At 40.0% G+C, this 19,084-nt stretch carries 19 protein-coding genes; 13 read left to right on the forward strand and 6 right to left on the reverse strand.

Annotation, left to right across the window (positions count from 1 at the left end):
• Positions 1-27: 27 nt before the first annotated feature.
• Complete coding sequence (locus KHA99_RS27000; protein WP_249366909.1) at positions 28-1,335, reverse strand: cbb3-type cytochrome c oxidase subunit I; 1,308 nt, start codon at positions 1,333-1,335, stop codon at positions 28-30.
• A gap of 207 nt (positions 1,336-1,542) precedes the next feature.
• On the opposite strand from KHA99_RS27000, the gene KHA99_RS31285 reads away from it, so the two are divergent.
• From KHA99_RS31285 to KHA99_RS27035, 8 genes are all read left to right on the forward strand, one after another.
• Positions 1,543-1,671 carry a hypothetical protein gene (locus tag KHA99_RS31285; RefSeq protein ID WP_261363830.1) on the forward strand — a complete coding sequence of 43 codons (129 nt, stop codon included), beginning with the start codon at positions 1,543-1,545 and terminating at the stop codon, positions 1,669-1,671.
• Between the two features lie 226 nt (positions 1,672-1,897).
• The gene (locus KHA99_RS27005) at positions 1,898-2,896 is read left to right on the forward strand and encodes an ABC transporter substrate-binding protein (protein ID WP_213120568.1); all 999 of its coding nucleotides are present in this window, start codon (positions 1,898-1,900) and stop codon (positions 2,894-2,896) included.
• A gap of 122 nt (positions 2,897-3,018) precedes the next feature.
• On the forward strand, positions 3,019-4,050 hold the full coding sequence (locus KHA99_RS27010) for an ABC transporter permease (protein WP_213120569.1): 1,032 nt from the start codon (positions 3,019-3,021) through the stop codon (positions 4,048-4,050).
• Entirely contained in the window at positions 4,025-4,819 is a 795-nt protein-coding gene (locus KHA99_RS27015; protein ID WP_213120570.1) for an ABC transporter ATP-binding protein, read from the forward strand. The genes KHA99_RS27010 and KHA99_RS27015 overlap by 26 nt, the downstream gene beginning before the upstream one ends.
• 221 nt (positions 4,820-5,040) lie before the next feature.
• Complete coding sequence (hppD, locus tag KHA99_RS27020; RefSeq protein ID WP_213120571.1) at positions 5,041-6,156, forward strand: 4-hydroxyphenylpyruvate dioxygenase; 1,116 nt, start codon at positions 5,041-5,043, stop codon at positions 6,154-6,156.
• Positions 6,157-6,196: 40 nt separating this feature from the next.
• The gene (locus KHA99_RS27025) at positions 6,197-7,360 is read left to right on the forward strand and encodes a homogentisate 1,2-dioxygenase (RefSeq protein ID WP_213120675.1); all 1,164 of its coding nucleotides are present in this window, start codon (positions 6,197-6,199) and stop codon (positions 7,358-7,360) included.
• 110 nt (positions 7,361-7,470) lie between these two features.
• Entirely contained in the window at positions 7,471-8,091 is a 621-nt protein-coding gene (locus KHA99_RS27030; protein WP_213120572.1) for an NUDIX hydrolase, read from the forward strand.
• Positions 8,092-8,260: 169 nt separating this feature from the next.
• On the forward strand, positions 8,261-9,622 hold the full coding sequence (locus KHA99_RS27035; protein ID WP_213120573.1) for an aspartate kinase: 1,362 nt from the start codon (positions 8,261-8,263) through the stop codon (positions 9,620-9,622).
• Positions 9,623-9,654: 32 nt separating this feature from the next.
• Here KHA99_RS27035 and KHA99_RS27040 read toward each other — a convergent pair whose 3' ends face one another.
• Complete coding sequence (locus tag KHA99_RS27040; RefSeq protein WP_213120574.1) at positions 9,655-10,233, reverse strand: DUF2238 domain-containing protein; 579 nt, start codon at positions 10,231-10,233, stop codon at positions 9,655-9,657.
• 15 nt (positions 10,234-10,248) lie between these two features.
• Complete coding sequence (locus tag KHA99_RS27045) at positions 10,249-10,815, reverse strand: DUF2238 domain-containing protein (protein WP_213120575.1); 567 nt, start codon at positions 10,813-10,815, stop codon at positions 10,249-10,251.
• Positions 10,816-10,963: 148 nt separating this feature from the next.
• Here KHA99_RS27045 and KHA99_RS27050 point away from each other — a divergent pair, with 148 nt between their 5' ends.
• Positions 10,964-11,581, forward strand: coding sequence for a GntR family transcriptional regulator (locus KHA99_RS27050; protein WP_213120576.1), 618 nt, complete (start codon positions 10,964-10,966; stop codon positions 11,579-11,581).
• A gap of 36 nt (positions 11,582-11,617) precedes the next feature.
• Here KHA99_RS27050 and KHA99_RS27055 read toward each other — a convergent pair whose 3' ends face one another.
• Positions 11,618-13,177 (reverse strand): ABC transporter permease/substrate-binding protein, encoded by a 1,560-nt coding sequence (locus tag KHA99_RS27055; RefSeq protein ID WP_213120577.1) that lies wholly within the window; start codon positions 13,175-13,177, stop codon positions 11,618-11,620.
• Positions 13,177-14,301 carry an ABC transporter ATP-binding protein gene (locus tag KHA99_RS27060; RefSeq protein WP_213120578.1) on the reverse strand — a complete coding sequence of 375 codons (1,125 nt, stop codon included), beginning with the start codon at positions 14,299-14,301 and terminating at the stop codon, positions 13,177-13,179. Before KHA99_RS27060 ends, KHA99_RS27055 begins: the two co-directional genes overlap by 1 nt.
• 189 nt (positions 14,302-14,490) lie before the next feature.
• Here KHA99_RS27060 and KHA99_RS27065 point away from each other — a divergent pair, with 189 nt between their 5' ends.
• From KHA99_RS27065 to KHA99_RS27080, 4 genes are all read left to right on the forward strand, one after another.
• Positions 14,491-15,168 carry a M50 family metallopeptidase gene (locus tag KHA99_RS27065; RefSeq protein WP_213120579.1) on the forward strand — a complete coding sequence of 226 codons (678 nt, stop codon included), beginning with the start codon at positions 14,491-14,493 and terminating at the stop codon, positions 15,166-15,168.
• A gap of 113 nt (positions 15,169-15,281) precedes the next feature.
• A complete protein-coding gene (locus tag KHA99_RS27070) occupies positions 15,282-16,535 on the forward strand; it encodes a DHH family phosphoesterase (protein WP_213120676.1) in 1,254 nt (417 codons plus the stop codon).
• Positions 16,536-16,794: 259 nt separating this feature from the next.
• Entirely contained in the window at positions 16,795-17,802 is a 1,008-nt protein-coding gene (locus KHA99_RS27075; protein ID WP_213120580.1) for an acyltransferase family protein, read from the forward strand.
• Positions 17,803-17,997: 195 nt separating this feature from the next.
• Positions 17,998-18,468 carry a GreA/GreB family elongation factor gene (locus tag KHA99_RS27080; RefSeq protein WP_213120581.1) on the forward strand — a complete coding sequence of 157 codons (471 nt, stop codon included), beginning with the start codon at positions 17,998-18,000 and terminating at the stop codon, positions 18,466-18,468.
• 78 nt (positions 18,469-18,546) lie between these two features.
• Here KHA99_RS27080 and KHA99_RS27085 read toward each other — a convergent pair whose 3' ends face one another.
• Positions 18,547-19,068, reverse strand: a complete 522-nt coding sequence (locus KHA99_RS27085) for a MerR family transcriptional regulator (protein ID WP_213120582.1) — start codon at positions 19,066-19,068, stop codon at positions 18,547-18,549.
• Positions 19,069-19,084 lie beyond the last annotated feature (16 nt).

Here is a 19,084-nt window from a genome sequence, read left to right on the forward strand (position 1 = left end):
GCCCTCCTGGGGCAGCCTCTTACCGTATCAGCTGACAGATTTTAATGGACTTGACAGTGTATTGTCAGGTGTCTTTTTGCCAACATTCCGCAATCCCATTATAAATCTTGTTGTAAATATTAAGGCTGCACCAATTATGAAAACACCACATAATGCCCCAACCCGGTCGGAACCGGTCCATTCTGGTAAATGTTCGGCCCATCTTCTTGGCGCGCTGATTTTTCCGGCATAAAGGAATGAACCAACCAATCCGGTAAAGAAAATAAAATAAGTGGAAATAGCTAATTTATCAAAACCTGTTTGTTTCTGAGTACCTTCTGATTTATTGAAGTAATGCATGAAACCGAAAATCATCGCGATTACGCCCATTCCCATATAGGTATGGAAATGGCCGGGAACCCATTTCGTATTGTGCATGACATGGTTAACGACAATGGTCGCATCAATAATAGCCGGTACAGCGCCTGCCACCCAGCCGAACATCGCTAGGAACATCATGCTTGAGGCAAAATCCCATTTCACGCTAGAGCGGAAAATAATCATTAAGGCGCCATAGGCTGTTACAACCATGACAGGAAGGCCGTTTGCATAGGAAAATACTTGTCCGATAATCAGCATCCATCGAGGTACGGCAAAGTCCATTAACAGATGGTGAGTATAAATCATAAGTGTGAATAAGGTAGAGAAGTTCCAAGCAATCAAAAAGGCTTTATTTGATTTCCATGGACGTCCTGTATATTCCTGCAGGATTTCATAAACCGCAATAACAGTCATATAAATTGTACAGTTGGCGAAAATATGCCCAAACGCATAGGTCAAATGCTTCGCAAGCATAGGATCAAAGGTGAAATCTGGATTGATAATGTTTATGATTGATTCCATTAGTGCAGTAGCACCAGCAAGAATTCCAACAGAATTAGCGATAATTACCATTGTCGTTGCCACAACTGCCGCAGGCGGTCCATATCCCTGTTTCCCTCTAAAAATATAATCCCAGCCCAGCGATTTTCCTAAGCCGCCGTATTCCTTGATAAGTCTTGCTGCCAAATAGAAATACATAACAAGGTAGCCGACACCAAGGATTAAAAGACCGAATAAGAATAGTAACGCTCCTGTCATCCCTTTAAATTTGGCTGAGAAGGAAGGAAGCGGATACAGGAATGTCCAGCCATCTGAAAAATTGAAGCCAAATATGGCTGTAAGGATTAAGACTACGTTGTTTCCTCGACTCCCCATAAACGAAAGAAAAAGCAAGTGCAATGAGGAAAACAAAGAACAGTGTAGCGTACCATGCAATAGATTGGTACATGAAATCCCCTCCCAATATTGTTTCAAAAAACAAGTCGTCCCCCAACAACTTGTTATTCCTTTTACATTTTAATGTCCTTCTTGTGACAAAAAAGTGAAAAAAATCATACATTCCAGTAAAACTGAAAATTTTCCTATTTAAATAACTTTTTAAAAAAAATAGGAAAGTACCCCCAACATTTACATAATGTCTTCGAATATTTTAGTAAGTTACTATACTCGGGAGGTTAGATGATGGGAACCTTATTGATTGACATTGACAAATTACTAGAAGCTACTTCAGATCTAACATCTGAGAAAAATATTGGAAAACTGAAACCGGTAGAAATTGACAAGCTGCTTGACCGTACAAAAGATTGGTAAAAAATAGACCCTATTTCCTCCGAATACTTTTTATAGATATTGCCTTCCATTATTGGAAGGCTTTTTTTTATTTGAAAAATGTAATAAAAACAGTGGAACTCTTTTGATTTGCCGCTTTAAAGCAAAAAATAAATTTTGAATTTTCTATTGCTTTTGTACTAAAAAAATACTAGAATAATTTTTAATATAATTAATTTTTAGAAAAATAAATTAGGGGGATTACTCAATGAAGAAAAAAGTAAAAGGCCTTTCCATTGCCCTAGCCGGAATGCTGCTTCTTGCCGGCTGTGGAAGCAAGGAAACTTCCAGTGGCTCAGAAAAAGGCGGGGCGGATAAAGAATTTAAAGTTGGAATCAGCCAGTTTGCACCGCACCCTTCATTGGATGCAGCAACTGAAGGCTTTAAGAAGGCATTAGCTGACAAAGGTATCAAAGTGAAGTTTGACGAACAAAATGCTCAAGCAGATATGAATAATACCCAAACAATTGCTAAGAATTTTGTAGGTGACAAGGTTGATTTAATCTTTGCAAATGCTACTCCAAGTGCTACAGCAGCCTTGAATGCAACAAAAGATATTCCAATTATTTTTACATCTGTAACTGATCCAGTTGGCGCAGGTCTAGTAAAGGCTTTTGACCAGCCTGGAAAAAATATTACAGGAACAACTGATAATCATCCAGAAGCAACCAAGAAAACAATAAATTTCATTACGGATGAAGTGAAAGCCAAAAATGTTGGCGTCATTTATAACTCCGGTGAGCAAAATTCCGAAGTCCAAGTGAAAGAGGTTAAGAAATTAGTAGAAGAGAAGGGTGCTAAGCTTGTAGAGGTTTCTGTTGCTAATACTTCAGAGGTTAAGCAGGCTGCTGAATCCTTGGTAGGCCGAGTGGATGCCATTTACGTACCGACCGACAATACGGTTGTTACGGCTCTTGATTCAGTTATCAGCGTAGCTAACAGCAAAAAGATTCCTCTGTTTGTCGGTGAACTTGATTCTATGAAAAAAGGTGCCGTTGCAGCAACCGGCTTCAATTATTATGACATTGGCTATCAATCTGGTGTAATGGCTGCTGACATTTTATCCGGAAAGAAAAAAACTTCCGAAATTCCCGTTGAGTTGCCGAAGACCTTAAAATTGGTCATTAATAAAAAAGCTGCCGAAGCTCAAGGACTCGATGTGAAAGAAGAATGGAGCAAGCTTGGCGAGTTTTATGACGGGAAATAAGAGCGACGAATAGTTATCAGGAGTCAATCTTTCTTTAGGATTGACTCCTTATGTGCTTGAAACAAATTAATGTAGGCCAAATTGTTTTTGGCTAGATGTCAAAAAAGGAAAGGATGAACACAATGTTTACAGCCATATTTGGATCATTCGAGGCAGGTATCATCTATGCGATTATGGCGCTGGGCGTCTATCTATCCTTTCGTATTCTAGATTTCCCAGATTTAACGGTAGATGGAAGTTTTGTTACAGGAGGCGCTATTGCTGCGGTCATGATTGCAGGGGGAGCAAATCCCTTTTTAGCAACAATAATGGCTTTATTTGCCGGTTTTCTTGCTGGATGTATGACCGGGATCCTGCATACTTTTGGAAAAATTAACAATCTGCTTGCCGGTATTTTAATGATGATTGCCCTCTACTCCATTAACTTAAGAATCATGGGGCGTTCCAACATTCCATTATTAAATACGGATACAGCCTTCACGAAAATTGGCGATATTTTCGAAAAATCAGGAATTGATTCTTTCCTTAACGGACTGCTAACTGCGGCAGGCTTAGGTGACAGTCTTCCTGAAACATGGGGCATTCTTATTTTCATGCTTGTCGTTACCTTTATGATTAAATTCCTGACTGATTGGTTTTTACAAACGGAACTTGGGCTTGCTGTCAGAGCGACCGGAAATAATCAGCGCATGATCCGCAGTTTTTCAGCCAATACAAATCTTTTGACTGTTCTTGGTTTGGGACTCTCCAATGCTTTAGTAGCTTTTTCCGGAGCACTGATTGCCCAGCAAGGCGGTTTTGCAGATGTCGGAATGGGTATCGGGATGATTATTATCGGGCTTGCATCTGTTATTATTGGTGAAGCATTGTTCGGTACTAAAACAATTGCCAGAACCACTCTTGCTGTTATTGGAGGCTCCATTATCTACCGGATTGTAGTTTCAATGGCACTAAGAATTGAATTTCTCGATCCAGGAGATATGAAGCTGATAACCGCCATAATTGTCATTCTTGCTTTGACAACACCTAAGATTATTGAGCGTTCAAAAGAGAAAAAGCGGAAAGCTCGCAGAAAAGCAGAAAAACTGGGCGTAATGCAAGCATCTGTAGAGCGGAAGGGTGAAAATCATGCTGCAGTTAAATCAGATTCATAAAATTTTCAACGAAGGTTCGCCAGATGAAAAGATTGCCATTGATCATATTAATTTAACGATGAAAAAGGGAGATTTCGTAACAGTAATCGGAAGTAACGGAGCGGGTAAGTCAACGCTAATGAATATCATTTCCGGCGGTATACTGCCGGATATTGGGGAAGTTTTTATCGACGATAAAAATGTGACCACAATGTCCGAGTATAAACGAGCCAAAATGATTGGCCGAGTCTTCCAGGATCCGATGGCCGGTACCGCACCGAGCATGACAATTGAAGAGAATCTGGCAATGGCATATTCCCGGAATAAAACAAGAACCCTTAGGAGGGGTGTTACAAAAAAACGCCGCGATTATTTCAGGGAGGTTTTAGAGTCGCTTCATCTTGGACTGGAAAATCGTCTCAGTGCAAAGGTCGGGCTCCTGTCAGGTGGAGAACGTCAAGCCTTATCATTATTAATGGCAACGTTCACGGAGCCATCCATTCTCCTTTTGGATGAACATACCGCTGCTCTTGATCCATCTCGTGCAGAGTTAATTACGAATTTGACAAAGGAAATCGTCGATAAGTATAAGCTTACTACCTTAATGGTTACCCATAATATGCAGCAGGCTATTGACCTTGGGAACCGCTTGATTATGATGGATAAAGGTCAAATAATTTTAGAAGTAAACGAGGAACAGAAGAAAGGTCTAACTATCGAAGGATTACTCGAGGAATTCAAACGAATCCGCGGCGTCCAAATGGCCAGCGACCGGGCCGTCCTCTCGTAAAAAAATTTTTGGCTGGAAAGACGGACAATATTTTATTGAAATACATTTCCAACACTTTAATAATCGAAACATACCGCTGTCTGGTATGTTTCTTTTTTATTTTAAAAAAATTAGTGTTTAATGCCTCAAAGCGTTATTGCTTTGCACTCTATTCTTGAGGGAATAGGCTGCCTCTTTTTACAATGTATTTATATTATAAATAAAGATAAGGGGGGTAAAACATGAAAGAAAGGATATCGAGAGCAGAGCAGTTGGTCGAGGATTTTTTCCCCGTAAGGGACGTGGATTATATAGAAATTTATACCGGGAATGCCAAGCAGGCATGCCATTATTTTTGTACTGCCTTTGGGTTTAGGCCAATTGCCTATTCGGGGCTTGAAACCGGGAATCGTGAAAACGTTTCCTATGTATTGAAACAGGGGAATATCCGCCTTGTTCTTACCGGATCCTACACAGAAAATACGCGGACAGCCCAATTTGTTAAAAAACATGGTGACGGCGTAAAGGATGTGGCCCTGCTGGTTGACGATGTTACAAAGGCCTTTGAGGAGGCAGTAAACAGAGGAGCTATTGCAATTGCAGCTCCATTTGAAATGAAAGATGAAAATGGTGTCGTGAAAAAAGCCGTTCTCGGTACTTACGGCGATACCATTCATACGCTTATAGAACGGAAAAATTATCAAGGTGCCTTTTTGCCGGGGTATAAGCCTTATTCTATCAATCAGTCGGTAGAGGAAACAGGCTTAATTGGGTTTGACCATGTTGTTGGCAATGTTGAAAGTATGGAGGAATGGGTAGAGTACTATTCCAAGGTGATGGGCTTTAAGGAAATGAAGCATTTTAGTGATAAGGATATCACAACCGAATATTCGGCACTCATGTCAAAGGTGATGCATAACGGCGGCAGAATCAAATTCCCGATTAATGAACCTGCAGAGGGTAAGCGCAAGTCGCAAATTCAGGAATACCTAGAATTCTATAATGGCCCGGGGGTTCAGCATCTGGCCATTTTAACTGAGGATATCGTTTCAACGGTAACTGCGTTAAGGAAAAATGGTGTTGAATTCCTATCTACACCAGGAGCCTATTATGATTCATTAGCAGAGCGGATTGGAAAGATTGATGAAGAGATTGGAAAACTGCGTGAATTGAATATTTTAGTAGACCGTGATGATGAGGGATATTTGCTGCAAATCTTCACAAAGCCGATTGTCGACCGACCGACCCTGTTTATTGAAATCATCCAGCGAAAAGGGGCAAGGGGCTTTGGAGAAGGAAACTTTAAGGCCCTATTTGAGTCCATTGAACGTGAGCAGGAGAAAAGAGGAAATCTATAAAAATAGAAAATTAGCTGTTTTTAAAGGGCGTGATGAACGGATGTACTACCGTCAAATGGGAAAGCTGCCCCGCAAGCGGCATACAATGTTTAAAAAAGAGGATGGGAGCCTTTATAGAGAGCAAGTTATGGGTACCAGGGGGTTTTCCGGCACACAATCAATTCTTTACCATCATTACATGCCGACAGAAGTTGTAAAAGCAAAATTAAAGGGTTGTTATCTGCCTGAATATGAAGAACAGCAAATGCTTAAACATCGGCATTTTTTTACAAATAAAATTAACAAGCGTGGGGATTTCTTAAAGGCAAGAGAGTACCTTTTGGGTAATCAAGATCTGTTAATCGGGACGGCGACTGTCACAGAAGGGATAAACAGCTTTTATCGAAATAGTGACGGAGATGAGATGCTGTTTATTCATACCGGCACAGGAAAGCTTGAGACGATGTTTGGGACGCTATCGTACGGACCAGGTGATTACCTACTCATTCCGATTGGAACAATACACAGATTAATTCCTAAAGGTGCTGAACCGACAAAGATGCTGTTTGTTGAGGCATTCAGTCAAATCACGACACCTCGGCGTTATCGGAACGAATACGGGCAGCTGCTGGAGCATAGTCCGTTTTGCGAACGGGACATTCGCGGGCCGGAAAGGTTAGAAACCTATAATCAATCTGGGGAATTCGAGGTGTTAACGAAGTCACGCGGGGCTATCCATTCGCACATTATTGGCCATCATCCGCTTGATGTGGCGGGCTGGGACGGTTATTTGTACCCGTGGGCCTTTAATATAGGAAACTTTGAACCAATTACAGGAAGGATTCATCAGCCGCCGCCGGTTCATCAAACATTTGAAGGAAACAATTTTGTTGTTTGTTCATTTGTTCCACGTCTTTACGATTATCATCCTGAGGCCATCCCGGCACCATATTACCATAGCAATGTAAACAGTGACGAGCTTCTCTATTATGTAAAGGGCAATTTTATGAGCCGTAAGGGTATCCAGGAAGGATCTATTACCCTGCACCCGAGCGGAATTCCGCATGGACCTCACCCGGGGAAAACGGAGGCGAGCATTGGGAAGAAAGAGACACTTGAATTGGCTGTTATGATTGATACCTTTCACCCATTGAAGGCTGTAAAAAATGCTCATGAATATGAGGACCCTGCCTATATGTATTCTTGGTACGAAAGGAAAGAATAGAATGGCTGAAGCAATCCAACATTAAGGTTGGGTTGTTTTTTCTTTTAAGGAGGATTATTTTAATAAAAATGGTATGCTTTAGATAGAGGTTTTTGTGAGAGGTGAAATGAATGAAATTGGAAGCTATATTAGCAAAATTAAAGGAGCATACTCCAGAAATACTAGGGAGCAAGAAATTTTCAAAATATGCGGTTATGGTGCCGCTTGTATTAAAAGGTGATGAAGTTCATGTCTTATTTGAGGTTCGGTCTCTTCAGTTAAAAAGACAGCCGGGTGAAATCTGTTTTCCTGGCGGCAAGATTGATTCCCATGACGAGGACGCTGAAGCTGCTGCTATCCGTGAAACAAATGAGGAACTCCGGATTGACAGAGAAGAGATATCAAAAGTCTATCCGCTTGATTACATGGTTTCGCCCTTTGGCATGATTATATATCCTTATGCAGGATTTATAAAGAATTTGGAAAAGGTAAACCCAAATCCATCTGAAGTTGGAGAAGTTTTTACCGTGCCATTGTCATTCTTTTTCGAAAAAGAGCCGGAAATTTATCATATTGAATTTAAAATGGAGCCGGAGAAGAATTTTCCGTTTGATTTGATTGTGGGCGGTGAGAATTATAATTGGCGGGCACGAGGGATGGAAGAATATTTCTATCTTTATGAAGATAAAGTCATTTGGGGATTAACAGCCAGAATTCTTGCCCATTTTATTGAGCTAATCCGCGGAGAATAAGCTTTCGTTCAGGCAGTGTGTTTATCTTAAAATACACTGTTTTTTTCCGTTTTCTCTAAATGTCCACCTGGAATGAACATTTGTACACGTATAACGGAAAAAACACTTGAATAATTTCAAAATTGTACTAAAATTAAGTTTATATTTTTAAAAATTAGGAGATGTCAGAATGAAGGTCGTTAAGTTTGGGGGCTCCTCTTTAGCTTCAGGAAAACAACTTGAAAAGGTATTCCAAATTGTCATGTCAGATCCTGAACGCAAAGTGGTTGTTGTATCAGCACCGGGTAAGCGGAACCCGGAAGATATAAAAGTAACTGATTTATTAATAACATGTGCCGAAAAATCGCTGGCAAACAGTAATCCTGTAGAAGAAATTAACACCGTTCTAGCAAGATATCGGGATATTGCAGAGGAGCTTTCGCTTCCGGGAGAAATCATTGCAGATATCGAGGATGATTTATTTGCAAGATTGAACGGTGACAAGGATAAGCCTGATCGTTACATAGACCGGTTAAAAGCCGCTGGTGAAGATAATAATGCCAAATTGGTGGCAGCATTTTTCCGCAAGCGGGAAGTGGAAGCCTATTATGTCGATCCGAAAGAGGCTGGGCTGGTTGTAAGCCCAGAACCGGGAAATGCACAGGCACTGCCTGAAGCATATAAACGCTTATTTGCACTCCGTAATCAGCCAGGCATTTTAATTTTTCCAGGATTCTTTGGCTACAGCGAAGAAGGTGAAGTCTTTACGTTTTCACGAAGCGGCTCCGATATTACTGGCTCCATTCTCGCAAATGCTTTAAAGGCTGATTTGTATGAGAACTTTACGGATGTGGATGCCGTTTATTCCGTTAATCCTTATATTGTTGAAAAACCAAAGGAAATAAAGGAATTAACGTACCGAGAAATGCGGGAGCTTTCCTATGCAGGTTTTAGTGTATTACATGATGAGGCGCTTGTACCGGCCTTCCGTGCGGGAATTCCAGTTCATGTCAAGAACACTAATAATCCAAGTGCCCCGGGTACGAGGATTGTGTCTGAGCGGGAAAACACCAACGGGCCTGCCATCGGGATTGCCAGTGATAAAGGCTTTTGCAGCATTTATGTGAGCAAATACTTAATGAACCGTGAAGTGGGCTTCGGACGTAAACTTCTCGGGATTTTAGAAGACTTCGGATTATCATATGAGCATACCCCGTCGGGAATTGATGATATTTCCGTGATTTTACGAGAAAATCAGTTTGACGGGGAAATGGAAAAGGAAATTCTGAAGCGTATTAAAACAGAACTACACGCTGATGAAGTAAAGCTTGTCCATGGACTTTCTCTGATCATGGTAGTTGGAGAGGGAATGCGCCGAAATGTAGGCACTATGGCCAGAGCCTCGAAGGCCTTGGCCGAAGCGAAGGTTAATATCGAAATGATTAACCAGGGTTCCTCCGAGGTTAGCATGATGTTTGGTGTGAAATCAGTTGACGAAAAAAGAGCGGTAAAGGCGATTTATGAGGAGTTTTTTACAGCGGTGACTGTTTAAGATAAAAGCAGCCTTAGTGATTAGGGCTGCTTTTATCTTCTCTTGTTCAGTTTTATTTTTGTCCTTATCCCGGACCATATCGCAATCACTAAACCGCCAAGGGTGTCAGCAATCAGGTCGGTCATCGTATCTTTATTCCCGCCGCCTTGTAAAGTCATCCCAAAAAACTGGTCACAGCTAAATTCATAAACCTCCCATAGCACACCGCCGAGAACGGCAAATGATAACGTAAATAAAAACACAAACCAGGGAGATATGTCTCCTCCGGCAGACCGGTGAATTAGCCGTTCATACAAGGCGATGGCGGCAAAAGCTAAAATTGCCCCGCTGACGACATGCATAAAGGTGTCCCACCACCCGAGCCCATACCAGCCGCGGATAGAACCCAAATATTGTGAGCCCACTAAAAAAATTAAATAGGAAATGACGATGGGCAGATTAAATTGGAGTTTTGTAAATAACGCCAAGAGAAGCGGGATTGCACCGCAGACGATGCCGCCTATGGCTACGGTTGATTTAAAGGATTGCCCCTGATTATGATAATAGACAGCTAAAATTGCCATGAAAATTACGTATAACCCGCTTAATAAAAGGACAAGTTTTCGATTCATATATGCCACCCTAACCTACACAGTCTGTTTTCTAATTTTTGCATAAACAGCCACGAGAATACCCCCTGCAAGACCAAATAGCAAATCAAGCATCGTATCTTTATTCCCGCCTCTTTGCATGGTGTGCGTAAAGGTGATATCCCCTAAAAACTCGTAAATCTCCCATAGTGCACTGGCCAAAACGGATAATGAGAGGACGAAAAGGAAAAGAATCCAAGAGGAGACTTCATTTCGTGCCTTCGTTGTAATCATATTCTTAAATAAGGCAATTCCCACAATCCCTACGTACACCCCTTTATAAAAATGAAGAGTGGAATCCCACCATTTGTAATGTAAATAAAAACTGGAGATTGACCCTAAAAATAACGTGCAAAATAAAAAGAAATAATACCCTATGATAATGGGAAGGTTGAAGGGATTCTTTTTAAAACGCAATAAAAAAAGTGGAAGGGCGCTGACTAATATTCCACCGAGAGCTACCTGCCATCTGGTTGAGTCCCCCTTCATGATGTATATAATAAATAGGATAGTCATAAATAAAATAAAAATCACACTTAAAACAACAAGAACCTTTCGCCACATAATTGCACCTCATTACAAGAGTCCTGCCTGATATTATGCCCATTATGTTCCGATTTTACCCGAGCATGTATCCGGCACTCGCCAACTGCTAATTAAAAATGTATAGTAATACTGGAATAGATATTGAATAACTTTGTGGAGGCTTCTTATGCAAAGGGCACAAATACCGACATATGAACGAATCGCCATCGATTTGGCCAATCGAATTTACGATGGGGAATTTAAAGTTGGGGATAAGATTCATGGAAGATCGACATTGGCTAGTGATTACAAGGTATCTCCGGAAACAGTCAGGAGGGCCATCAAGATTTTGGAGGATGTGGAAATTGTCCAGTCCACAAAGGGAAGCGGCATTGTCATCTCATCCCGTGAAAATGCTTTTAAATATATTTCACGTTTTTCTAATCTGGCTAGCATTAAGGAATTAGAAAAACAAATGAATACACTTATGTTGGAACGAAATAAGCTGGATGACCAGTTGTTTGATACGCTCCGAAAAATATTGGATTATTCAGGGAAGCTTCGTCACACGAATCCGCTTGCCCCGATTGAAGTCGAAATTCTTCCAAACTGCAGCCATATTGGCAAGACTATTTCGGATTTGAAATTTTGGCAAAACACGGGCGGCACGGTAATTGGGATTAAAAGACAGGGAGGCCTCGTGATCTCTCCAGGACCGTACGCGCTCATTCTAGAAGGGGATGTATTGCTCGTGATTGGCAGCGAGGAAACCTATGACAGGGTGGTTCATTTTATACAGGAATAAGAACAGGAGGCGACGTGTTGTCAGCCTCCTGTTGTTTTATTTATCTAATAAACCCTCTTTTTCCAAAAATTCCTTTGCTACTTTTGCTGGGGATTGTTTCAAACTATCTACCTTATAGTTTAGTTCCCTCATTTTCTCCTCAGTCAGCTTTCCGGCTAAGCTGTTAAGGACATTTTTCAATTCCGGGTGTTCTTTTAATGTTTCCTCCTTAATGATTGGAACAGCATAATAAGGAGGGAAAAAGTTCTTATCATCCTTTAACACTTTTAGCTTGAATGCTTCAATTAAGCCATCGGTTGAAAAAGCGTCAATGACGTCGCTCTTATGATTATCAAGCGCTGTATAACGCAAGCCCCCGTCAACGGCTTTAACGTCCTTAAATTGCATATTATACGTTTTGGAGAGACCGATTAATCCGTCTTCACGATTAGGGAATTCAATGGTCGGACCCATGATTAACTCGTTGCTGACCTTGGCCAAATCAGATATGGTTTTTAGTCCGTATTGATTAGCGGTATCCTGTCGGATGGCCAATGCATAGGTGTTATTAAAACCAAGCGGCTTTAACAATCTAATTCCATACTTTTTGTTAAATTCTGTTTGAACATAATCATAAACCTGCTCAGGATTATTCTGTGGCGGCTGTTTTAAAATATTGACAAGTCCTGTTCCGGTGTATTCTACATAAACATCAATATCACCGCTATTAAGGGCGCTGAAGGTAACCTGAGAACCGCCAAGATTTAGCTTTCTTTCAACTTCTAAATCGGTTTTATTTTCGATTAAATCTGCAAGCATATTACCAAGAATTAGCTGTTCACTGAAATTCTTTGAACCAATGACAATTTTATCGCCAGCCTGGGCCTTTGAATAAACTGTAAAAACACCAGCAATAACCAAAAGCAAACTCGCAAAGGCAAGAATAATTTTTTTTGTTGTTTTTCCTGTTTTTGATGCAGAAGATTGTTTTGTCTTATAAGAAAGAGATGTCTCTAATTTACCGACAATAAAATCGATCAATAGTGCCAGAATACAGGCCGGAATCGCACCTGTCAAAATCATGGCATTGTCGACAGTTTGCACACCAGAGAAGACAAGATAACCAAGTCCGCCGGCTCCGACGAATGCGGCAATCGTCATTAACCCAACAGCCGTAACGGCTGAAATTCTGATACCCGCCATAATCATCGGGAAGGCGAGCGGCAGCTGCACTTTTCTCATTGTTTGACCCTTGGTCAGACCGATGCCTTTGGCGGCTTCCAGAATGTCTCGATCAATATTGGTTAATCCCGTATAGGTGTTTTTGACAATTGGCAGCAACGAGTAAAGTACCACCATTACTATGGCAGGAGTACTGCCGATGCCAATGAACGGGATTAGAAATCCTAGCAAGGCCAGACTCGGCACGGCTTGAATGACGTTTGTTGTGCCAATGACCGATTTTGATAGCTTAGGCTCTCGTGAAATCAATATTCCGAGCGGAATTCCAATTAAGGTTGCAATCAAAACAGAAATGATACTTAGATATATATGCTGTCCTAATAGTTCAAGGATTTGGTTATAGTTGTTACTTGCATAGTTCCATAATTCACTCATTAAAAGGCCACCTCCATATCGATTAATTGGCTGCTTAGTGCAGATAAAATACTGCTTCTCGTAATAAGACCTGTTAACTGTCCAGTACTGTTAATAACAGGAACGTAACCAATCTTATGTTCATTCATGGTTGCGAGAACGGAAATCAAATTGGCATCCTGTGATACTGACAGGACATTCTTCTCCATTACCCATTCAATTTCGGAGTTGCGGTTTAGCAATTGAATTCCTTTCAAGGTCACCAATCCGATAAGACGATTATTCTTTTCAGTAACCAATAAACTGTCTACTTTGTTTTCCTTCATGATTTCAATTGCCTGCAGGACGTTCCGTTTGGCGGTAATTTTAACCGGATTTGGAATCATGATATCCTCGGCCATTAACAATTCAGGATTATTCCATACCCTGCGCTTGCCGATAAAATCGGAAACAAAATCATTAGCAGGATTTTTTAAGATGTTTTCTGGCGTGTCATACTGAAGAATATCGCCATCTTTTAAAATACAAATCTTGTCAGCTATTTTAATAGCCTCATCCATATCATGAGTGACAAAGATGATTGTTTTGTTTAATTCCTTTTGCATTTGGAACAGTTCATCCTGAAGCGATGATCGTGTGACGGGGTCGAGTGCACTGAATGGTTCATCCATTAAGATAATGTCGGAGTTTGTGGAGAAGGCTCTTGCTACGCCAATTCGCTGCTGCTGGCCGCCACTTAATTCCTTTGGATAACGGTGCAGATATTCTTTGGGATTTAACCCTACTATGTCAAGTAACTCGTTCGTTTTCTTCTCAATAGCTGCAGGATCTTCGCCCTTAAGTTTAGGAATCAACTCCAAGTTTTCCTTAATCGTCATATGTGGGAACAAACCTGTGTTTTGAATGACATAGCCAATATTTCGGCGAAGCTCAATCGGATTCACGGTAGAAATATCAGATCCATTTACCAAAATCTTCCCTGAGGTTGGCTGTATCAGCTTATTAATCATTTTTAGCAAGGTTGTCTTCCCGCAGCCACTTGGACCGATAAAAACAACAAGCTGTCCCGCCTCAACTTTTAATGAAAAAGAATTTATAACTGTTTTGGATCGATATTTTTTAATAATATTCTTAAACTCTATCAATCTCATTCCCTCCTTTTTGGGATGCAACAACTTAATGGTAACACATAAGTTGTTGGTTGTCGAATCCTTTCGAAAATTGCTCAAAAAATATGCAACTTCAAAATGGCGTGGTTATTGTTATTCTTTTTTAACTAATAGTGATAAAATAAAGAAAATAATGAAAATTTCTAAAACAGAGGAGAATGTCAATTGAGCTTTGTTCGTGAAAAATTCAGTGCGAAGTTTTTTCTTTTCCTCGTGATTAGCGTTCTGTTAATTCATATTCCGTTTATGGGGAATTATTTTCGGGTGATAAATACATTAATTCATGAGTCCGGACATGCATTCGTGGCTTTACTTGGCGGTAATGTGGAAAGAATTTCGTTATTTATGAATTCTGAAGGTGCCACGTATAGTAACCAGTCAACTTGGATTGGCAGTTTTTTTACCGGTTTGGCGGGTTATACATTTGCATCATTTTCAGCCTTCCTTTTCTTTTTATTACTTGGAAGGAAAAAGCAGATACTATTGATCGATATCATATTGGGGTTCATTTTTATTAATCTCTTTTTCTGGGTACGTAACCCATATGGAATCTTTTGGCTCAGTTCATTTGCAGCGGGGTTCCTGTTCCTGCTCATTAAAGGGAGCCAAGGATTTAGAGATCATTTATTGATGCTAATCGCCTCCATTTTACTGGTGGATTCGGTTCAAAGTGCATATGAAATATTTTATATAAGTTTACAAAGCCCGCAATCTGCGGGAGATGCGGCGAATTTGGCGAATTTGACCATTATTTTTCCCGCCCCATTTTGGGGAGCACTCTTTTTCTTTCAGGCACTCTGGTTTTGTTATTACGGCTTAAAAAGAGGATATTACAAAACTTAAGCTTATACTGGGGAATGGAGCTGGCTCTAATCGGGTCAGCTTTTCTAATGAATAAGAAGATAAAATCAAAACCAAAATATACGTTATGGAAAAAATATGGGATGGTGTATGGAATGGTCAAACTTTTTACTGATGTTGATTTAGATGGCCTTGGCAGCGGGGTGTTGGCAAAGCTCGCTTTTGGAGAACAGGCGAAAGTATCTTATTGCTCTTATCGTAATTTAAATCAGCGGGTCGAAGCTTTTATAACTAACCAAGAAAATAATAATGAAGAAACGTTCATTACCGATTTAGCTGTAAATGAAGAAACTGAGAAAAAATTAGCCGAAAGATTTCAGGCTGGAAAACATATTCAGGTGATTGATCATCATGTGACGGCGTTGCATTTTAATAACTATAAATGGGGGAGTGTCAAAACAGAATATGAATCCGGAAAAAAAACCTGTGCCACATCGCTGTTTTACGACTTTCTAATTGAGAAGGGAAAACTGGATAAAAGCAAAGCGCTCAATGAATTTGTAGACTTGATCAGGCAGTACGATACATGGGAATGGGATGAAAATAATAATATCAAGGCGAAACGCTTAAATGATTTGTTCCATATTATGAACCGGGAACAGTTTGAAGAGGAAATGATAAAAAGGTTAACGGAGAACAGGGAAGCATTTGATTTTACCGAAACAGAAAACATAATTTTGGATATCGAGGAACAAAAAATTAACCGATATATCCATTCCAAAAGCAGGCAAATGGTCCAAACCTTTGTGGAAGATTATTGTGTAGGTATTGTCCCTGCGGAACAAAACATGTCAGAGCTAGGGAATGCATTAAATACGCAAAATCCTCATTTGGATATGATCGTCCTTCTTAATTTGGGTGGAAAAAAGATGGGCTTTAGGACCATTCATGATGAAGTGAATGTCGCAGAGTTTGCAAAAAGGTATGGGGGAGGGGGACATCCAAAAGCTTCAGGGGCAGATTTGACCAGAGAGGCCTTTGAAACATTTGTTATAAATGTATTTGATAACTTACCGCTTAAACCCGATGCTGACCGCAATGAATTTAATCTGAAGGAGTCGGAAACAGGAAGCAGCTACCAGAATCATAAAGGGGAGATTTCTTATATATTCCCTTCTGGAGACGGGGAGTTTTATATCTTTCATAACGGTGAAAAGGTCCCGCCGATGTTCTCGACCTTTATGGAAGCTGAGCGGTTTGTTAAAAGAAGCTATTCCTCATGGCTGCGGTATGACCGGGAGTACCTTGTAGAACTTTCCGAATATTTACAGATATCAGAGAATGAATTAAAGGAAAACTATGCAGAAATTATCAGTAATCGATTGGTGGATATAGTTGGAGGAAAATGAGAGCTGGATGTCTAGCTCTTTTTTTGCGAGGAGTAAATTATAGGAAAATCTGCGCAGGAATATTTTATCATTATTTTGAAATTGTAATTTTGCTGAAAATGAAAAGTAAATTTATAAACATGTTCCTGTAATAAAAAAATGGTAAAGTTTATAAAAGGTATTTTTTAATACACCAAATGGATATTTTATTTTTTAAGCAAAAGTTAATTTTACAATATTAATATACCTTTTGATTGAATCCATATGATGAGGTGATATTATGGCTAAATCAAAAAGGAGTAAATATTTTGATAATGCAAAGTTTATCTTAATGTTCTTGGTCGTTTTTGGGCATTTAATCAGCCCGTTAAAGGATCAAGATGGGTTTCTCTTCACGTTGTATACAGTTATTTACTTATTTCATATGCCAGCGTTCATTTTAATCTCAGGTTATTTTTCTAAGGGATTCCAAAAGCCAGGCTACTTTAAAAAACTGGCCATAAAGCTATTAATCCCATATCTCCTTTTTCAGACCATCTATTCTGTGTACTATTATATGAATGGCAAAGAAACTGCATTTCATGTTGATTTTTTCCACCCTCACTGGTCGCTTTGGTTTTTATTAAGTTTATTATTTTGGAACATTTTGCTGATTCCTTTTTCAAGAATGAAATGGCTGGGGTTGGCCCTTGCTATTGTTCTCGGAGTGGCCATTGGCTATTTTAATGAAGCAGGCAGCTATTTGAGCTTGTCGAGAACATTTGTCTTTTTTCCATATTTCTTGCTCGGCTTTCTGTTAAACGAGGGGCATTTGAAAAGGATTCTGAGAGGGAAGTATTCACTGCCGACGGCAATGGTCGTCCTGCTGGCTGCTGTCATTTCCTTTGGCCATTCCTTTCCTCAAGATGCAGTTTCTTGGCTTTTGGGTGACAGTTCCTATGCAGCAATGGGGATAGAACACATTTCAGCCGGAGTATATCGGTCTTTGCAATATCTCTTAACACTTCTAATGGTGTTTAGCTTTTTAACATTTATTCCATCGGCACAGTTCAAATTTACCGAAATTGGAGAAAGAACGCTTTATATTTATTTGTTCCACGGTTTTCTCATTAAACCGGTACAATCCGTTTTTCCGGACCAAGGGTTTAGTTCCATCTCGGGAGTCTATTTATTTCTCATTGGTTTTTCATTTATTGTCTGCTTGCTATTGGGAAGCTTTTTGGTTAAAAAATATACAAAACCGCTTGTTGAACCTAAGCTGCCGCTTACAAATGCTGGCGGCAAATAGGCGTAAAAGCTAAAAAGGCTATTCTTTATGAATGGCCTTTTTGTATTGCGACTTTCAAGTTGAAATATGGTAATATAGTGCTAAGATCTTCCAAAAATATTTTGGAGGGTTCATTTTTTATGTGGGAGGAATATAACATGAAAAACGCAACAAAATTTTGCAGGAAGTTTAATCCGAGCATGGGGGCTATCTACTATGAACCATAGTGGTCAGGCCAACAAACAGTACTTCCTAAGTCAGTTAGTGTATATTGAGGAAAATATCAAGGATTTAACTAATCTTTACATTTCCTCGACGCCTATTCAGGAAAGACTGAAACATTTTTTCAGCCTTTATGTTTTGGAGTTGGAGGAGTTATTAAAACAAAACCAAAAAAATAGCTTTATAGCATCAATTCCAAAGGTTTATATTGGGACAAAGGTTACCGTTATGTATCTCGATGATCAGGAAACAGAGGATTATGTCATTTGCTTTCCAGAGGAGTCTGACCCAGATAAAGGCTTTATATCCTTTTTATCCCCAGTCGGCAGACAGCTTCTTTTAAAAAATATCGGGGAAGAATTATCCTTGAAAATTCCGACAGGAGAACTTGGTGTCAGCATTAAGGAAATCTCGTACTTTGGGGGTCTGCTGGAATTCGATACACAGCAAACAAAAGAGGCTTAAACATGCATGCTTTTGAAAACGTTTTATAAGAGAACGACCGAACGTGTGAGGACCGCGTTCGGTCAGTTTAATTGATAATCAAAAGCCAAATAGAGAACTAACAAAATTCTTCTTTTTTCTTTTTACCTTACTGTTTTCTAAAACTAACGGTTTTTCGGAAGGTGCAGGTCCTTTTAATTTGGTTATCTCGGTTTGAAGCTGTGAAACCTGTTGCCCCAAGCTACTCACAAGATTTTGCAGTTCTTCAATCTCCCTGCGATGCTGGAGGAGTTGATAGGAGGCAACAGCATCCGCCTTCGAATGTAAGCCAAGCTCTAAATCCTTTACCTTGGCATAAAGCTTAACCAATGCATCACCGTTTGCGACCGCCTTCACTGTCCCTTTGCGTGGGCTTTTCTTTTCCTTTTCTTGGCTGATATCTTGCAATAAGGTTCCGTTCTGGAGCTGTTCGTGGATATTTTTAAACAGTTCAATATCCTCATCTTTAAAATGATAGTGGCCACGCTCATTTCGTTCCATAGGCAGTTCAAGCTGCTTTACCCAGCGCTGAATCGTGCTAATTGAAACACCCAATAATTTTGCAGCCTCTGCTGTATTCATGACAATCCCTCCATTT

Source organism: Neobacillus rhizophilus, from assembly GCF_018343535.1.
Classification (GTDB): Bacteria; Bacillota; Bacilli; order Bacillales; family Cytobacillaceae; genus Neobacillus; species Neobacillus rhizophilus.